We start from the raw sequence: 13,820 nt of genomic DNA on the forward strand, positions 1-13,820 counted from the left end.
CCACCGATCCCTGCGCGATGTCAGTCCCGGTCCCACCTCCCACGGCCGCGCTGCCGGCCAGCAAGCGGGCGCGCTCGTCGACCGGATCAAACGCGTGCCATCCGAGGTCCGGCCTGACGAGAAGATGCTGGCAGCATTCGACAAACGCTTCACCCATATCGACCGTCGCCTCGCCGACCTCATCGAGACCGGTATCGAGAACGGCACGATCCTGCGCCGAACCCGACTCCCCCGCCTCGACAAGACCAGCGGCCAGCTCATCAAGACCGCCCGCGAACGCTACGCACCCATCGACCGAGCCACCGACTCCGATCTACCCTCGATCGTCCGCAACAAGCTCCGTCCAAGCCCGCACGCGGACCCGCCCGACGGTGCGGCCAGAAGTCGTGCAGACCTGTACGCAGCGATCGTCAGCAACACTCTCAGCCGCTCGGCATCCGCCCCTACGGGTCCTCGCTTCAGGCGCTGACCGCGTCCGGGCGGCCCACCGATCACGGCGACCACCAATCGCGCAACCGTCGGCCGGCCTCCTCAGCCGCCGAGTCGAGCTTGTCGAGGCGCCGCGCTCCGTCGAGCACCCACAGCCTCGCAGTTGGCCACAGCCACCACATCCTTGCCTGCGCCTGTTTGGAGTTCTTCTGGAAGACGGCCACCAGTAGTAAGGCGCGTCAGTAGGCTCCCCTCTGTTGTCAACCAGTGCTCGCGAATGACCCGGTCGCCGGGATCTTCCGGGTGGAGGGTGGTGCGGCGTAGCGTCGGGTCTGCGGGTCCGGGAGTGGCTGATCCGAAGTGTCGATTCGCGGGGGCAGGTCGACCGCGCTGGATTCTTGAGACGCCCCGCAGTGCCCTCCCGGGTCCGCCCCACCAGCGCGTGCGGCATCTTTGACGAGCTGTTTGTAGATGGCGTCGGAGATGCGTCGCTTGAGGCAACGCAGAGCTTCTTGTGGCTTCTTGCCGGCGGCTCGTTTGCGCCGGTAGTAGGCGCGTCCTTCGGTGTCGAGGCGCAGCTGGGTGACCGCGGCGATGTGGATCATGTGGTTGACCCGGCGGTTCCCCGCGCGTGAGAGACGATGCCGGTTCTGCTCACCAGAGGAGGCATCCAGCGGCGCCGTGCCGGTCCAGGACGCGAACCGGTTGCGGTCGGCGAACCTGGCGACATCGCCGACGTCGGCCAGGATCCTGGCAGCCACCACGGCACCGACACCGTGGATGTCCATCAGCCGTGACCCGCGCGCCAGGACCATCGCTTTCAGTTCAGCGGTGGCCTTCTTGATCTTCGTCTCGACCGCGATCAGCTCGGCCAGTTCCTCCGCGGCGATACGGCGCAGCGTCTTCCCGGCGATGTCACGTGGCCGCACGGTGGCCAGCATCGCCTTGGCCTGGCCGGTGGTGATGTCTCGTTTGCCCTGGCCAGGCAGGAGCTCGGCCAAGAGCGCCTGGAGTCGACACACGGTCTGTACCCGTCGACGGGTCAAGGCTTCGCGGCGGTCGGCCAGCATCCGCAGCGCCTCGAGCTCGCCGTCGACCTTCAGCACCCGCAGGTTCGAGGTCCGCACGGCCACGACCGCCACCGAGTGCGCATCGAGGGCGTCGGTCTTGCGGTTGTGACCAGTGTCGAAGAGCCGCACCCTCGCGGCGAGCTTGGCCGGCACATCAACAACCTGTTCACCAGCCTCGAGGAGACGCTGGGCGAGCGGACGACCAGCACCGTTGGCTCCCTCGACAGCCCAGACCCGATCCGGCCATGTCTTGGCGTAGTTCCGCATCGCGCAGTACCCGGCTTGGTCGGTGCTGAAGCGACCTGATCCGATCAGCTTCTCGTGCTGGTCGACGACCTCGATCGTCGCCGACAACTTGTGGGGATCGACCCCGATGACGACCTGCTCCATGCGCTACTCCCTGCGCTCGTTCCGGTTGGGACGGCGAGGTGGGCATTGCTACTACGAGCTGGGCAGTCCCCTCTTGAGCCACGCCTCGTCAGCGGTGCCCGGGGGCTGCAAACCGGAATCGAGCCACACCCGCACGGGCGGGTGGGCAGCCCAAAAGAGAGCGAACCCACCGGACACCTGGACCGAGTCTGGCCGGACGCCGGTCCTACGGGAATCCTCTAGTAGCCCAGAATGACACGGTGTAGCTCGCGTGGGTTGCGCCGCGGGTGACGGCATCAGGTTGCACGGCGCTTGACTGCTGCCCGTGCGGCGATTTTTCGGGCACCAGTTGCGTTCATGCGCCACCTGGCGAACTGGATACTGATACCGAAACGGCGAGCGACATCCGCGTCGGAAACCTTGTTGAAGGCAAGCCTCTTCGCGGCGTCCGTCGGGAGCAGCAACTCACCACTGAGTTCGGCAGCCTCGGCTTCGTGCTCGGCAATCGAGACCCGGCAGCCCTTGGTGTCCGTCAACGTCGCAGCAAAGGGGTGTTCCAATGCCACATGGGCAACCTCGTGGCTCGCGGTCGACACCCGACGCTCGGGCTCGTGTGAGTCATTCTCGATGATCACTGTGCTGCCGTCAGACTGTGGCACCAACGCACCCGAGAACCGCTCCGGCCGCGCCAATTGGAAGTGCCGCAAAGCCGCCGGCGAGCACTCGATCTCAGACAGACGAATCACCTCCACGCCGTACAACTCCGCCAGCACGAGCGGGTCAAACCGATCATAGGGGGTGAGATCGACCTCTCGCCGGAGTTCTAGCGCGAGACGCTTCAAGGCTGACTTATTCACTCACGCTCGCTTCGCCTTGCGGCCGCGCGCTTCAGGGTCGCTTGGATGACGTCCTGGAGCATGGCGATGTCGTCCTCGTCCAAATCCTTGCTGGCCCGAAGCAGCGGGACCAGTTCGGACGTCAACTCGGGCTCCTTCGCCGACACTGCGTCTTCATCGATCAGGAATCGCTCGGCCGGCATACCGAGCCACGTCACCAACGTCATGAAGCCGTCTGCGTCCGGTTTGTAGCCGTTGCGAAGTCGTGACAACAGAGAGGGCGTCACGCCCGCGTCAGCGGCGAGTTGCCGCCATGACATGTCCTTCGACAGTCGAGCTTGGTCGAGCGATCCAAGCAGCGACCGCGCATCAATCTTCGTCTTAGCCATACGTCCTCCGGGCGAGCATTCGAGAGAAGCGACGCGCCGAGTGTCGCACTTTCGGACCAGTGAGTGGATCTCGGCCCGCCGAGATGATACTTTCGATTCAGTGATCCGATATCGGATCATCCACCGTACACCCTCTAGGAGGACCAAATGTCCGTTCCACTCGGTACCAAGGCCCGCACCGGGCAGACTTGTCCGGGAAGTGGCGTCTGGAAGGTCGTGGGCTACCCCTCGACCACCGCGCCCATCGCCAGGAACAACACCATGCCGCCGTACAACAACCAGGCGGTCACCTGGGAGCTCATCCAGCACGCCTGATCTGCAACGTCGGCTCGATTGGGCAGAGTGGGGTGAACGACATCCCTCAAGAGAACTCAAGTAGCAAGCGTGCCGGCTGACGCGGCCCGCAAGTATCGAGCCCGGTTCGGCCGAAGTGCACCATTCACTTCGGCCGAATCGGGCTAGGTCGCATCTAAGCACACGCGCGTGGCCAAGTTCGTCGAGTTGCGGCTGTGAGCAGATGGACGACAGCCAACGTGCCTCAGTCCGTCTCCATCTAAGGCCCAGTCGCTGCAGCGGGACAAACGCTCGCGCCCTCGTCCCAAACGCCTGGCGCCACGGCGTCAACCACCGCGTAGAACCAGACCTCGAACTCGTCGTCGCGGGGAGGCCGGGGTCACTCACGGGATGGGACGTTACGTCCCGTAGTGCGCCAGAGGCGTCGTACCCACGATTCCGTCGCCAGTCTTGGGAATGCCCGGTAGTTGCACGGAAGCTCGCATGAATCTAGGCATGCGCTGGCCGGATCGAAGACTCATCGCTAAAGAGACGTCCAACAAGCCGCCGAGGTGTCCGGTTGTATAGATGTGTCTAGAGCCGCGTAAGCAGTGGTACCGATGCTCAGTCTCGATGCTTGCCTCGCCACGCCACTCACGCCGCGTCGGCCTCGGCGGTGCTTCCATCTTCCGGCTCGTTCTCTTCGAGTCGGTCGAGCACGTCCTCCTGCTCCTCGTCCAGACCCTGCAAAAGCACCGAGAAGTCTGGAGCCTCGGCCCGCCCCGTTGCCTGGACCGCCAGCATGACCTCGTGCCGCACGGTTACGTCTGGCTCGACGTAGAACCCCGCGGTGATCGCGCTGGAGGTGTGACCCAGGTGGGTGGCGGCGGCATCGAGACCGTGCGCCCTAGCGATGATTGTCGCGACGGTGCGGCGATACCACCGCGGCGAGATCCCCGAGTCCTGCAGATCGGCGAGCTCGAGGAAAGCGCGGAACGTACGCCTGAAGTTGTACATGCTCAGCACCCCGCCCCGGCGGTTGTGGAAGACCGTGTCCTCCTGGTCGCCCGGCCCCATCTCCTCGAGTCGGCGCCGAATCACCTCAGCGGCGAACCCAGCTACCGGGATCCGCCGGCGAGACGCATGGGTCTTGGGATGGTCCTGCCGGAAGGTGCCCTTGCCCTGCTCGTAAACCAGAGTCCCGCAGATCTCGATAACCATGCCGCTCTTCGTGTCTCTCACATCGACCGGCCGGAACGCTAGCGCCTCACCCGGCCGCATCCCGGTGCCGAGCATCACCTCCAGCGCATCGCGCACGTTGCCGTCGGGCTTGGGCCCCTTCACCCCTGGCCCGGTACGCCACTCGTTGGCCGCCTTCCGGATCGCCAGAATCTGCTCCGGTGTGAGCGCCTGCGGCTTCCCCTTCGGCTTGGCCAGCGGCGAGGTCGCCTCGACCGGGTTCCGCACCATCCCGTCGTTTCGGATCGCGAACTTGAACAGCTGGTTGAGCAAGGTGCGCGAGTGCTTGGCCATGGAGTACGACACGGCGTACTGCTGCTGAAGGAACGTCTCCACTCGCCCGGTTGTGATCTCCCCGAGCGTGTATGCCTCGAAGAACGGCATCACGTGCACTCGCAGGTCGTCGCGGTAGTTCTCCTTGGTGTTGTTCGCGATGTCACGCCCGGCGAGCTCCTGGAGCCACAGGTTGGCCAGGTCCGGGAAGGGGCTGGACAGCGAGAGCAAGCCGCTCGCCCCGAATCCAAGGCGCTCCTTCAACCGCTCCCGGAGCACTGCCTTGGCCTGGTTGCGCGAACGCGAGGTGGCCTTGGCCTCGCGAACCTTTCCGTCAGCGTCGCGGACCCGGCATCGAGCACGGTAGCGCCGCGGCGCCATTCGCTTGACGTGGATGTCGCCGTGGGTGCCGATCGCCAGGCGCGGGCGGCCGGCCATCACGCATCGCCCCCGTGCCGATCGGCGTCCTCTTCCTCGAGCCTGGCCAGCCAAGCGTCGATCTCGGAGCGCCGAAATCGCAAACAGCGACCGATCCGGAATCCGACCGGTCCGCGGCCCTGCGTGCGCAGGTCGTAGAGCGTCTGGACAGGCACCCCGAGCTCGGCGGCCAGATCCTTGATCGAATAGGACGCCTCGAAGGCGCCATGGACGACGTTGTCGACCTCATCGTCATGGACATCGTCGTGCCCGGCATCGGTCGTGGTGAGAGCTCTGGAGGTCTTCATGCACCAAAGGTGCGCGCCCGTTTCCGAGTTGATTCGCAGCCGTCCGAGACGGCGCGCAGAGATCCCGAAACCGGAACGATAAACGCGACAAAAACGGGTCAGGGCCATGTTCAAATCCTTTAGTTAGGATTCAGAACACGGCCCTGACCAGCATTTTCGGTGGAGGTGAGGGGACTCGAACCCCTGACCCTCTGCATGCCATGCAGATGCGCTACCAGCTGCGCCACACCCCCGTGGCGTTGTCCCGGTCGATCACCCCGGGCAACGAGAAGAACATTAGCGGAATCAGTTTGCGATCACGAAATCGGGGTGCCCATTCCGTACGTCGCGAGTCGCCATGGCGCTGATGGGATGAGTCCATGAGTGGACTCTCTGGCAACGAGCTCGATCCAGGCGCAGTTCGTCAGCGGGGCGAGGGTGGTGACGACGGACGGATCCCAACCGAGGAACGCAGCCAGACCCTGGCGGATGGCGCCGCCGTGAGCGACGACCACGACAGTCTCGCCGGGCTCGACGGTCTCGGCGACGTCGTGGAGCGCGGCGCTGAAGCGCGCCGCCACGGTGGGCCACGACTCCCCGCCGTAGGGCTCCCAGCTGGCCGGCATCTCACCGAAGCGCTCGTGGATCTGGGCGCGATTCATCCCCTCGGCCTCCCCCGCGCAGACCTCACGCAGCCGAGGGTCGTACGCAGCCTCGCGGCCGGTCTCCTCGGCGACGTAGGCAGCGGTCTGGCGTGCCCGCATCAGGTCGGAGGAGACGAGCCGGGTCACGGCGTACGTCGTCGCGAGCGTACGAGCGGCGGCCTTGGCCTGCTGATGGCCGGTCTCGGCGAGCTCGATGTCGGTCTGGCCCTGGTAGCGACCGTCGGCGTTCCAGCCGGTGACGCCGTGGCGGAGCAGGATGAGGCGACGGGGTTCCGCAGGCACGGCTGGCTCGCCCACCGGACCCTCAGTCCTCGGAGACGACGTCGGCGGGCAGCGAGATGGCGGGGCAGTCGCGCCAGAGCCGCTCGAGAGCGTAGAACTGGCGCTCCTCCTCGTGCTGGACGTGCACGACGATCTCGCCGTAGTCGAGCAGCACCCAGCGCCCCTCCTTGTGACCCTCACGCCGCAGCGGCTTCGAGCCGAGGTCGCGCAACTTGAGCTCGACCTCGTCGACGATCGACTGGACCTGCCGCTCGTTGGGGGCGGAGGCCAGCAGGAAGGTGTCGGTGATCGCCAGCTGGTCGCTGACGTCGAAGGCGAGGATGTGTCCGGCCTTCTTCTCCGAGGCCGCGCGGGCGGCCGTGATGGTGAGCTCGAGAGCGTGCTCGGTCGCGGTCATGGGCCATCCTTGTAATGGGGAGTCTTGAGGTGGGGAGTGGGTCGGTAGAGGTCGTGCTTGCCGATGTACTGCACCACGCCGTCGGGGACGAGATACCAGACCGGCTCGCCCCGGTGATGCCGATCGCGGCAGTCGGAGGAGGAGATCGCCAGTGCCGGGATCTCGAGCATGGTGATCCGGTCGGCGGGGATCTTCGAGATGACCTCGGGATCCATCGTGTAGCCCGGACGCGTGCACCCCACGAACTGGGCGAGCTCGAAGAGCTCGTCGGTGTCGCGCCAGGTGAAGATCTCGGCGAGCGCGTCAGCCCCGGTGATGAAGTAGAGCTCGGCCTCGGGCAGCACCTTGGCGAGATCTCGCAGCGTGTCGATGGTGTAGGTCCGGCCGGCACGTTCGATGTCCACCCGGCTGACGGTGAAGCGCGGGTTGGCGGCGGTCGCGATGACCGTCATCAGGTAGCGGTGCTCGGCCGGGGAGACGTTCCGGTCGGCCTTCTGCCACGGGTCGCCGGTGGGAACGAAGACGACCTCGTCGAGGTCGAAGAACGACTGCACCTCGGAGGCCGCCACCAGGTGGCCGTGGTGGATGGGATCGAAGGTGCCGCCCATCACCCCGACGCGGCGCTTGCCGGTCAGACCCTCCAGACCTGGCTCGGGCGCTCCCCCGCTGCCCATCTGATCAGCGCTCAGGAGTGCTCACGGCCACCGGCGAACCAGACCAGAGCCATCAGCGCGAAGAACAGGATGGCCAGGGTCACGCCACCGATGACCCACTCGATGCCAGAGGTGCCGTGCTCGGCCCCGTGCTCAGCGGAGGTGATGATGCTCGACAGAACGGAGTTCGACATGGCGCACAGATTACCTTGTGACCGCTCGGGTAGCCGCTTCGGACTAGCGTACGTGTCCCTCGCCGGTGACGATGTACTTCGTCGAGGTCATCTCGGGCAGGCCCATCGGGCCCCGAGCGTGCAGCTTCTGGGTCGAGATCCCGATCTCTGCACCGAAGCCGAACTCGCCGCCGTCGGTGAACCGCGTCGAGGCGTTGACCATCACTGCCGCGGAGTCGACCGCGGCGGTGAACCGCCGGGCGGCGCCCAGGTCGTCGGTGACGATCGCCTCGGTGTGGCCGCTCGACCAGCGCCGGATGTGCTGGACGGCAGCGTCGAGGGAAGGTACGACCGCGGCACTGATCTTCAGCGCCAGGAACTCGGCCGCGTAGTCCTCGTCGGTGACCGGCTCGACCAGGTCGTAGGTCTGGAAGGCCTCGTCTCCGTGGATCTGGACGCCTCGCTCCTGGAGCGCGGGGATCACCTTGGGCAGGAACTCCGCGGCGATGTCGGCGTGCACGAGCAGCGACTCGGCGGAGTTGCACACGCCGGTGCGCTGGGTCTTGGAGTTGATGACGATCGCGAGCGCCTTGTCGAGGTCGGCGGCCTTGTCGACATAGACGTGCACGTTGCCCACTCCGGTCTCGATGACCGGCACGGTGGACTCCTCGACGACGCTGCGGATCAGGCCGGCGCCACCGCGCGGGATGAGCACGTCGACCAGCCCACGAGCGCGCATCAGGGCCTTGACCGAGTCGTGCCCCTCCCCCGGCACGACCTGGATCACGTCGGCCGGGAGGCCGACGGAGACCACGGCGTCGCGGAGCACGGCGACGATGGCCACGTTGCTGGCCGCGATGTTGGAGGAGCCACGCAGCAGCGCCGCGTTGCCGGACTTGAGGCAGATCCCGGCCGCGTCGACGGTGACGTTGGGGCGCGCCTCGTAGATCATCCCGACGACACCGAAGGGGACTCGCACCTGCCGCAGCTCGAGTCCGTTGGCGAGGGTGCTGCCGCGGACGACATCTCCCACCGGGTCCGGAAGAGCGGCGAGCTCGCGGAGCGCGGCGGCGATGCCGTCGAGGCGCTCCTGGGTCAGGGTGAGGCGGTCGACGATGTTGGCCGGGCTGCCGGACGCCTCGGCACGAGCCACGTCTGCTGCGTTGGCCGCCAGCACCTCGTCGGCCCGGTCGAGCAGGGCGTCGGCCATCGCCTGCAGCGCCGCGTCCTTCACGCTGCGCGGCGCGACCGCAAGCTGATAGCTCGCCTCTCGTGCCTTCGCCGCCACCTCACGGATCACTGCCTCTGCACTCATGTTCAGAACCCTATGCCGTCCGGCGTACGCGGCGACCACTCCTTTCGCCGTGTGGACCGCACGGGCAGGGTCAGTCCTCGCCGCCCAGCCCCAGCAGCTCGCCCAGTCCCTCGAGCGGGCCGCGCGGGCTCTCGGATGGTTCCGCCGTCGCCATCGGCTCACCGCTCGCCGATGCGGACGGCGAGGGCCGCAGCTTTCGCGGCGGCTCCGCCGGCTTCGACTCGCTGGGCTCGCCCACCGGTCGGGCTCGTGGCGAGGCATCGAGCCTTTCCTGCTTCCCGGCCGGGCTCGCCGACGCCGATGCGCTCGCCACAGGCTCGGACTCGTTCATCGCCGGGTAGTCCACCGGTGGCTGGTAGGACCTCCTGACCAACGCGATCCCCGACATCGCACCGGCGAAGATCGCCGACAGCACCAGCGCCGAGATCCAGGGCGTCCAGCCGCGCCACCAACCTCCGGCCCCGCCGACCTCACTCGCTCCCACAACCATCCCCCAGGTCGCGCCGGCACCGTCCAGCGCGCTCCGAATCCTAGCGGCGTACCGCGCCCTCTGGGGCGATGTGGACATAACCGGATCGCGCGATCTCGAGCAGCAGCTCGTGCGCCCGGGCGGCCACCGGATTGTCGGTACGCCGCGCTCCGAGCTCCACCAGCGCGACCAGGTCCGCGGAGCGCGCCAGGTCGAGGGCGTCAGCGGTGCTGCCACCGCGCGCCGAGACGTAGCCCTCCAGCACGCCCGCGACGTACGCCTCCTGCCGGTCGAACCGCAGCAGATTGCCGAGATCGGCGAACGGGGATCCGGCATGGGCGAACTCCCAGTCGACGACCGCACGCACGTTCAGCGTCTCCGGATCGAGGATGAGGTTCTTCGGGTTGAGGTCGCTGTGCACCAGGCTCGCCCTGGCGACCGTGTCGAGCAGAAATTGGGCGTCGGCGGCCACCTCGCGCAGACCCTCCAGGTCGGCCGCTGACCAGTCGAGTCGATCCGCGTACGACTCGACCCAGTCGGTCAGGTCCAACGCGTGTGCCTCGACCCGCAGCTCCTTGTCGGCGAAGGTCCCGGCAGTCAGGAACGGCATCCCGGCGAGGGTCCCCGCGATCTCCCCGAGCTCACGTCCGAGCCTGCCCTGCTGCTCCTCGTCCAGGTCAGGAACCAGCAGGTCGCCACGGACGCCTTCGACGAACTCCGTCACCAGCAGTGCGGGTGTGCCCAGGTCGGGGTCGGCGCGGCGTACCTCCAAGACGTCCGGGACCGGGACGAGGCCCCGCACCAGACGGTGCAGGGCCTCTTGGATCTCCGCAGCCTGCGGGGGGTGGCGCGGGTCGGCGAAGACCCGCACGACCGACCGCTCACCACCGGCCTCCGCCAGGAACGTCTCTCCCGACCAGCCGCCGTCGAGCGGCTGGATGCCTCCACCGAGTTCACCGAAGCTCACCCGTGGAGGCTAACCGGTCAGGCGCAGGGACGACGCTTCGGCTGGCTGTAGACCCTGTGGGTCGCGTTCGAGCTGTTCCACATCCTGTTGAACCGGTCGGTGTAGGCGTTGTAGTAGCTCTTCGAGGTGAACCGGAAGGTGACCTCGTCGTTGCTGAACGACGGCGGCGACCAGTTCTCCGAACCGGTCCAGACGCTGTGCGTGCCACGGCCCGCGTAGGCGCCGTTGACGCTCATCCACTTGTAGTGCGAGTAGCAGCGCGAGCCGTAGACGATGCTGTCACCGCTCGTGGACTTCTTCTGGCCCCAGTCCCAGGCCGCGTCGCGCACCGGGATGCCGACCCTCTTGAGCTTGCGGTAGACCGGGTTGCTGGTCACCGAGCCGATCACCCGGACGACGCAGCCGCGCTTCTTCAGCCGGACGATCTCGTCGGCGATGCGCTCGCCACGGCGGCTGTACCACGCGTACATGTGGACTCGCAGGATCGTCTTGCCCTTGGTGCCGTAGCCCTTGGGTGCGCGGCAACCGACCTGGCGCAGCCGGTCGATCACCCGGTCGCCGGTGCCGCGGGCGTAGACCTCTTCGCTGGTCGCGCCAGGGCGGGTGCGCTGGAACCCGACAGAGGTTCCGCCACCGCTCCACGAGACGTAGCGCGGCGAGGCCTTCCGGTCGGCCTTGAGCTCGTTGAACATCCGCAGCCAGGTCCGCCACAGGCTGGCGCTGGCGTAGATCGTCTGGCCGTCGTTCCACTGGGAGCCGGCCGCGCCGCCACCGAGGTTGCCGGAGCTGTTGATCACGATGTTGCGCTTGGAGCCGACCTGGGTGAACGAGTGGATCTTGATGTGCAGGTTGCCCTTGTCGTACCCACGGCAGGCACCGGCACATCCGTAGATGAAGCTCGGCCGGTGGCGCTTGGTGCCGAGGCGCGCGGCCAGCTTCTTCTCGCCGCTGCTCCACATCTTCCGGTTGACCAGGATCTGCACGTGAACACCGCGCTTGTGGGCAGCGATCAACTGGTCGACGGTGTCGGCGCGATCCAGGTTGTAGGTGACGAACCGGATGTAGGAGCCCCGCACCGAGTGTCGGATGCTGGTGTTGATGCGGTTGACGACAGCGTTGCGCTGCGCATAGTTGCCTGTCGGATTGTTGAAGAACGGGCCAGCCGGCGGCGACCAGGGCGCCGCCGTCGCCGGTGTCGAGACCACCGACATCGTCGCCATGACCAGCGCTGCGACACATCCCGCCACTGCTGAGGCGATCGATATCTTCCGGGTCGTCTTCGACCTCAGCAAATTGACCCACATGGGCCCGGACTATACCCAGCGACGTATCGCGCGCGCGACTATTCGCCGAACCCGACACCAAACAGCAAGAAACCCGCCTCCGAGCGGCTGCTCGGAGGCGGGTTCTCAGGACGTACGTCCCGGGTAGAACGGGTTGGCTCGTCAGCCCTTCGCGGCCTTCACCGCGTCGGTGACGGCCGGGAGAACGGTGTGCAGGTCGCCCACCACACCGAAGTCGACGAGCTCGAAGATCGGCGCCTCCTCGTCCTTGTTGACCGCGACGATGGTCTTCGAGGTCTGCATACCGGCGCGGTGCTGGATCGCACCGGAGATCCCGTTGGCCACGTAGAGCTGCGGGGAGACGGTCTTGCCGGTCTGGCCGACCTGGAAGGTGTGCGGCATCCAGCCGGAGTCGACCGCGGCACGCGAGGCGCCGACGGCGGCACCGAGCGCGTCGGCGAGACCCTCGACGGCGGAGAAGTCGCCGCCGGTGCCACGACCACCGGAGACCACGATCGCGGCCTCGGTGAGCTCGGGGCGACCCGAGGCCTTACGCGGCTGGGAGGCCACGATCTGGGCGGTCTTGGCGGCGTCGGAGATGGTCACCTCGAACGGGGTGACCGCGGCGGCGCCGGCCTTCTCGACCGGAGCGGCCGAGTTGGGCTTGACCGTGATGATCGGGGTGCCCTTGGTGACCTTGCCCTTGACCGTGAAGTTGCCGGCGAAGACCGACTGGGTCGCCACGCCGGACTCGTCGAGGTCGACGGCGTCGGTGATCAGACCGGAGTCGAGCTTGATCGCCAGACGTCCGGCGACCTCCTTGTTCTCCGCGGAGGACGGCAGCAGAATCGCTGCAGGGGAGGCGGAGCCGGCCAGCTGCGCGAGCGCCTCGGCCTTCGGGGCCACCAGGTAGCCCTTGATCTGGGCGTCGTCGATGACGTAGACCTTCTCGGCGCCGTAGCCCTTCACGGCCTCCGCGGCACCAGCGGCGCCGCCGGCGTCACCGATGTAGACCGCGGACGGCTCGCCGAGCTTGGCGGCCAGGGTGAGCAGCTCGTAGGTCGGCTTCTTGACCTGACCACCCACGTGGTCGATGAGAACGAGAACTTCAGCCATGATTCTTGAATCCTTTCTCGGCCTCAGATGAACTTCTTGGACGCGAGGAACTCGGCCAGCGCCTTGGCACCCGAGCCGTCCTCGTCGGTGACGATCTCTCCGGCAGTACGCGGCGGGCGGGCCGCCGTCTCCTCGACCGCGGTGTACGCAGCACCGAGACCAACCTGACCGGCGTCGACACCGAGGTCGGCCAGCGACCAGGTCTCCAGCGGCTTCTTCTTGGCCGCCATGATGCCCTTGAACGACGGGTAGCGGGCCTCGCCCGACTGGTCGGTCACCGAGAGGACCAGCGGCAGCGTGCCGCCGATGACCTCGGTGGCGACGTCGCCGTCACGCTTGATGCGGATCTGGTCGCCCTGGGTCTCGACGACCGAGGCCAGGGTGACCTGCGGCAGGCCGAGGCGCTCGGCGAGCATCGCCGGGACGACGCTCATGCTGGCGTCGGTCGAAGCCAGACCACCGACCACCAGGTCGACCTTGGTCTCGGCGCCGATCTTCTCGATCGCCTTGGCGAGCACCAGCGAGGTGGCGATGGAGTCGGAGCCGGCGATCGCGTCGTCGACGACGTGGACGCCCTTGTCGGCGCCCATCTGCAGCGCCTTGCGCACAGCAGCCTCGGCGGCCTCGGGACCCACGGTCAGCGCGGTGACGGTGATCTCCTCGCCGTCGCGCTTCTCCTTGATCTGCAACGACTGCTCGACCGCATACTCATCGAGCTCGGAGAGCAGACCATCGACGTTCACGCGGTCGACGGTGAAGTCGTCCTCGAACTGCCGGTCCGCGGTCGCGTCCGGTACGTACTTCACAAGCACAACAATGTTCATGATGGTGCGGCCTAGCCGGCCCCTCCTGAATGGTCGTAGTTCGCCAGCGATGTTACCGGTCAGTCACATAAGGATGACAGGTGCCTTCGAGTTG

General features: G+C 67.0%; 17 protein-coding genes and 1 tRNA gene. 2 read left to right on the forward strand and 16 right to left on the reverse strand.

Annotated features, from left to right (window positions below; genetic code table 11):
• On the forward strand, positions 1 to 469 hold a 469-nt coding region (locus H5T77_RS15905), incomplete at its 5' end, for a hypothetical protein (protein WP_292650831.1).
• A 220-nt stretch (positions 470 to 689) separates the two neighbouring features.
• Here H5T77_RS15905 and H5T77_RS15910 read toward each other — a convergent pair.
• The 3 genes from H5T77_RS15910 to H5T77_RS15920 form a co-directional block, all read right to left on the reverse strand.
• Complete coding sequence (locus tag H5T77_RS15910; protein WP_292650833.1) at positions 690 to 1,889, reverse strand: IS110 family RNA-guided transposase; 1,200 nt, start codon at positions 1,887 to 1,889, stop codon at positions 690 to 692.
• A gap of 275 nt (positions 1,890 to 2,164) precedes the next feature.
• Positions 2,165 to 2,710 (reverse strand): ImmA/IrrE family metallo-endopeptidase, encoded by a 546-nt coding sequence (locus tag H5T77_RS15915; RefSeq protein WP_292650835.1) that lies wholly within the window; start codon positions 2,708 to 2,710, stop codon positions 2,165 to 2,167.
• 11 nt (positions 2,711 to 2,721) lie between these two features.
• Positions 2,722 to 3,093 (reverse strand): helix-turn-helix transcriptional regulator, encoded by a 372-nt coding sequence (locus H5T77_RS15920; protein ID WP_292650836.1) that lies wholly within the window; start codon positions 3,091 to 3,093, stop codon positions 2,722 to 2,724.
• A 147-nt stretch (positions 3,094 to 3,240) separates the two neighbouring features.
• On the opposite strand from H5T77_RS15920, the gene H5T77_RS15925 reads away from it, so the two are divergent.
• Positions 3,241 to 3,408, forward strand: coding sequence for a hypothetical protein (locus tag H5T77_RS15925; protein ID WP_292650838.1), 168 nt, complete (start codon positions 3,241 to 3,243; stop codon positions 3,406 to 3,408).
• 612 nt (positions 3,409 to 4,020) lie between these two features.
• Here the strand turns inward: H5T77_RS15925 and H5T77_RS15930 are convergent.
• The 13 genes from H5T77_RS15930 to H5T77_RS15990 all read right to left on the reverse strand — a co-directional run bounded on the left by H5T77_RS15930 (position 4,021) and on the right by H5T77_RS15990 (position 13,708).
• Positions 4,021 to 5,316, reverse strand: coding sequence for a tyrosine-type recombinase/integrase (locus H5T77_RS15930; protein ID WP_292650840.1), 1,296 nt, complete (start codon positions 5,314 to 5,316; stop codon positions 4,021 to 4,023).
• A complete protein-coding gene (locus tag H5T77_RS15935; protein WP_292650841.1) occupies positions 5,316 to 5,711 on the reverse strand; it encodes a helix-turn-helix transcriptional regulator in 396 nt (131 codons plus the stop codon). The genes H5T77_RS15930 and H5T77_RS15935 overlap by 1 nt, the downstream gene beginning before the upstream one ends.
• A 52-nt stretch (positions 5,712 to 5,763) precedes the next feature.
• Positions 5,764 to 5,836, reverse strand: a tRNA-Ala gene (locus H5T77_RS15940).
• Positions 5,837 to 5,899: 63 nt separating this feature from the next.
• Positions 5,900 to 6,529, reverse strand: a complete 630-nt coding sequence (locus H5T77_RS15945; protein ID WP_292650843.1) for a histidine phosphatase family protein — start codon at positions 6,527 to 6,529, stop codon at positions 5,900 to 5,902.
• Between the two features lie 22 nt (positions 6,530 to 6,551).
• Entirely contained in the window at positions 6,552 to 6,926 is a 375-nt protein-coding gene (gene rsfS, locus H5T77_RS15950; protein WP_292650844.1) for a ribosome silencing factor, read from the reverse strand.
• On the reverse strand, positions 6,923 to 7,600 hold the full coding sequence (gene nadD / locus H5T77_RS15955; RefSeq protein ID WP_292650846.1) for a nicotinate-nucleotide adenylyltransferase: 678 nt from the start codon (positions 7,598 to 7,600) through the stop codon (positions 6,923 to 6,925). Before nadD ends, rsfS begins: the two co-directional genes overlap by 4 nt.
• An 11-nt stretch (positions 7,601 to 7,611) precedes the next feature.
• Entirely contained in the window at positions 7,612 to 7,773 is a 162-nt protein-coding gene (locus H5T77_RS15960) for a hypothetical protein (RefSeq protein WP_292650848.1), read from the reverse strand.
• Between the two features lie 43 nt (positions 7,774 to 7,816).
• Positions 7,817 to 9,067: a glutamate-5-semialdehyde dehydrogenase gene (locus H5T77_RS15965; protein WP_292650849.1), complete on the reverse strand. Its 1,251-nt coding sequence runs from the start codon at positions 9,065 to 9,067 to the stop codon at positions 7,817 to 7,819.
• A 70-nt stretch (positions 9,068 to 9,137) separates the two neighbouring features.
• On the reverse strand, positions 9,138 to 9,551 hold the full coding sequence (locus H5T77_RS15970) for a hypothetical protein (RefSeq protein WP_292650851.1): 414 nt from the start codon (positions 9,549 to 9,551) through the stop codon (positions 9,138 to 9,140).
• A gap of 46 nt (positions 9,552 to 9,597) precedes the next feature.
• Positions 9,598 to 10,503 carry a phosphotransferase family protein gene (locus H5T77_RS15975; RefSeq protein ID WP_292650852.1) on the reverse strand — a complete coding sequence of 302 codons (906 nt, stop codon included), beginning with the start codon at positions 10,501 to 10,503 and terminating at the stop codon, positions 9,598 to 9,600.
• Positions 10,504 to 10,520: 17 nt separating this feature from the next.
• Complete coding sequence (locus H5T77_RS15980; protein ID WP_292650853.1) at positions 10,521 to 11,807, reverse strand: phospholipase D-like domain-containing protein; 1,287 nt, start codon at positions 11,805 to 11,807, stop codon at positions 10,521 to 10,523.
• A 141-nt stretch (positions 11,808 to 11,948) separates the two neighbouring features.
• On the reverse strand, positions 11,949 to 12,902 hold the full coding sequence (locus tag H5T77_RS15985; RefSeq protein WP_179659259.1) for an electron transfer flavoprotein subunit alpha/FixB family protein: 954 nt from the start codon (positions 12,900 to 12,902) through the stop codon (positions 11,949 to 11,951).
• Between the two features lie 23 nt (positions 12,903 to 12,925).
• A complete protein-coding gene (locus H5T77_RS15990; protein ID WP_292650857.1) occupies positions 12,926 to 13,708 on the reverse strand; it encodes an electron transfer flavoprotein subunit beta/FixA family protein in 783 nt (260 codons plus the stop codon).
• Between the last annotated feature and the right edge of the window lie 112 nt (positions 13,709 to 13,820).

Source organism: Nocardioides sp. (assembly GCF_014360585.1).
Taxonomy (GTDB): Bacteria; Actinomycetota; Actinomycetes; order Propionibacteriales; family Nocardioidaceae; genus Nocardioides.

What these genes read in the sequence shown, in the direction of transcription:
- H5T77_RS15980 (WP_292650853.1), bottom strand. Translation starts at nt 11,807, where the DNA reads ATGTGGGTCAATTTGCTGAGGTCGAAGACGACCCGGAAGATATCGATC.
- H5T77_RS15985 (WP_179659259.1), bottom strand. Translation starts at nt 12,902, where the DNA reads ATGGCTGAAGTTCTCGTTCTCATCGACCACGTGGGTGGTCAGGTCAAG.
- H5T77_RS15930 (WP_292650840.1), bottom strand. Translation starts at nt 5,316, where the DNA reads ATGGCCGGCCGCCCGCGCCTGGCGATCGGCACCCACGGCGACATCCAC.
- H5T77_RS15910 (WP_292650833.1), bottom strand. Translation starts at nt 1,889, where the DNA reads ATGGAGCAGGTCGTCATCGGGGTCGATCCCCACAAGTTGTCGGCGACG.
- rsfS (WP_292650844.1), bottom strand. Translation starts at nt 6,926, where the DNA reads ATGACCGCGACCGAGCACGCTCTCGAGCTCACCATCACGGCCGCCCGC.
- H5T77_RS15920 (WP_292650836.1), bottom strand. Translation starts at nt 3,093, where the DNA reads ATGGCTAAGACGAAGATTGATGCGCGGTCGCTGCTTGGATCGCTCGAC.
- H5T77_RS15965 (WP_292650849.1), bottom strand. Translation starts at nt 9,067, where the DNA reads ATGAGTGCAGAGGCAGTGATCCGTGAGGTGGCGGCGAAGGCACGAGAG.
- H5T77_RS15960 (WP_292650848.1), bottom strand. Translation starts at nt 7,773, where the DNA reads ATGTCGAACTCCGTTCTGTCGAGCATCATCACCTCCGCTGAGCACGGG.
- H5T77_RS15935 (WP_292650841.1), bottom strand. Translation starts at nt 5,711, where the DNA reads ATGGCCCTGACCCGTTTTTGTCGCGTTTATCGTTCCGGTTTCGGGATC.
- H5T77_RS15925 (WP_292650838.1), top strand. Translation starts at nt 3,241, where the DNA reads ATGTCCGTTCCACTCGGTACCAAGGCCCGCACCGGGCAGACTTGTCCG.
- nadD (WP_292650846.1), bottom strand. Translation starts at nt 7,600, where the DNA reads ATGGGCAGCGGGGGAGCGCCCGAGCCAGGTCTGGAGGGTCTGACCGGC.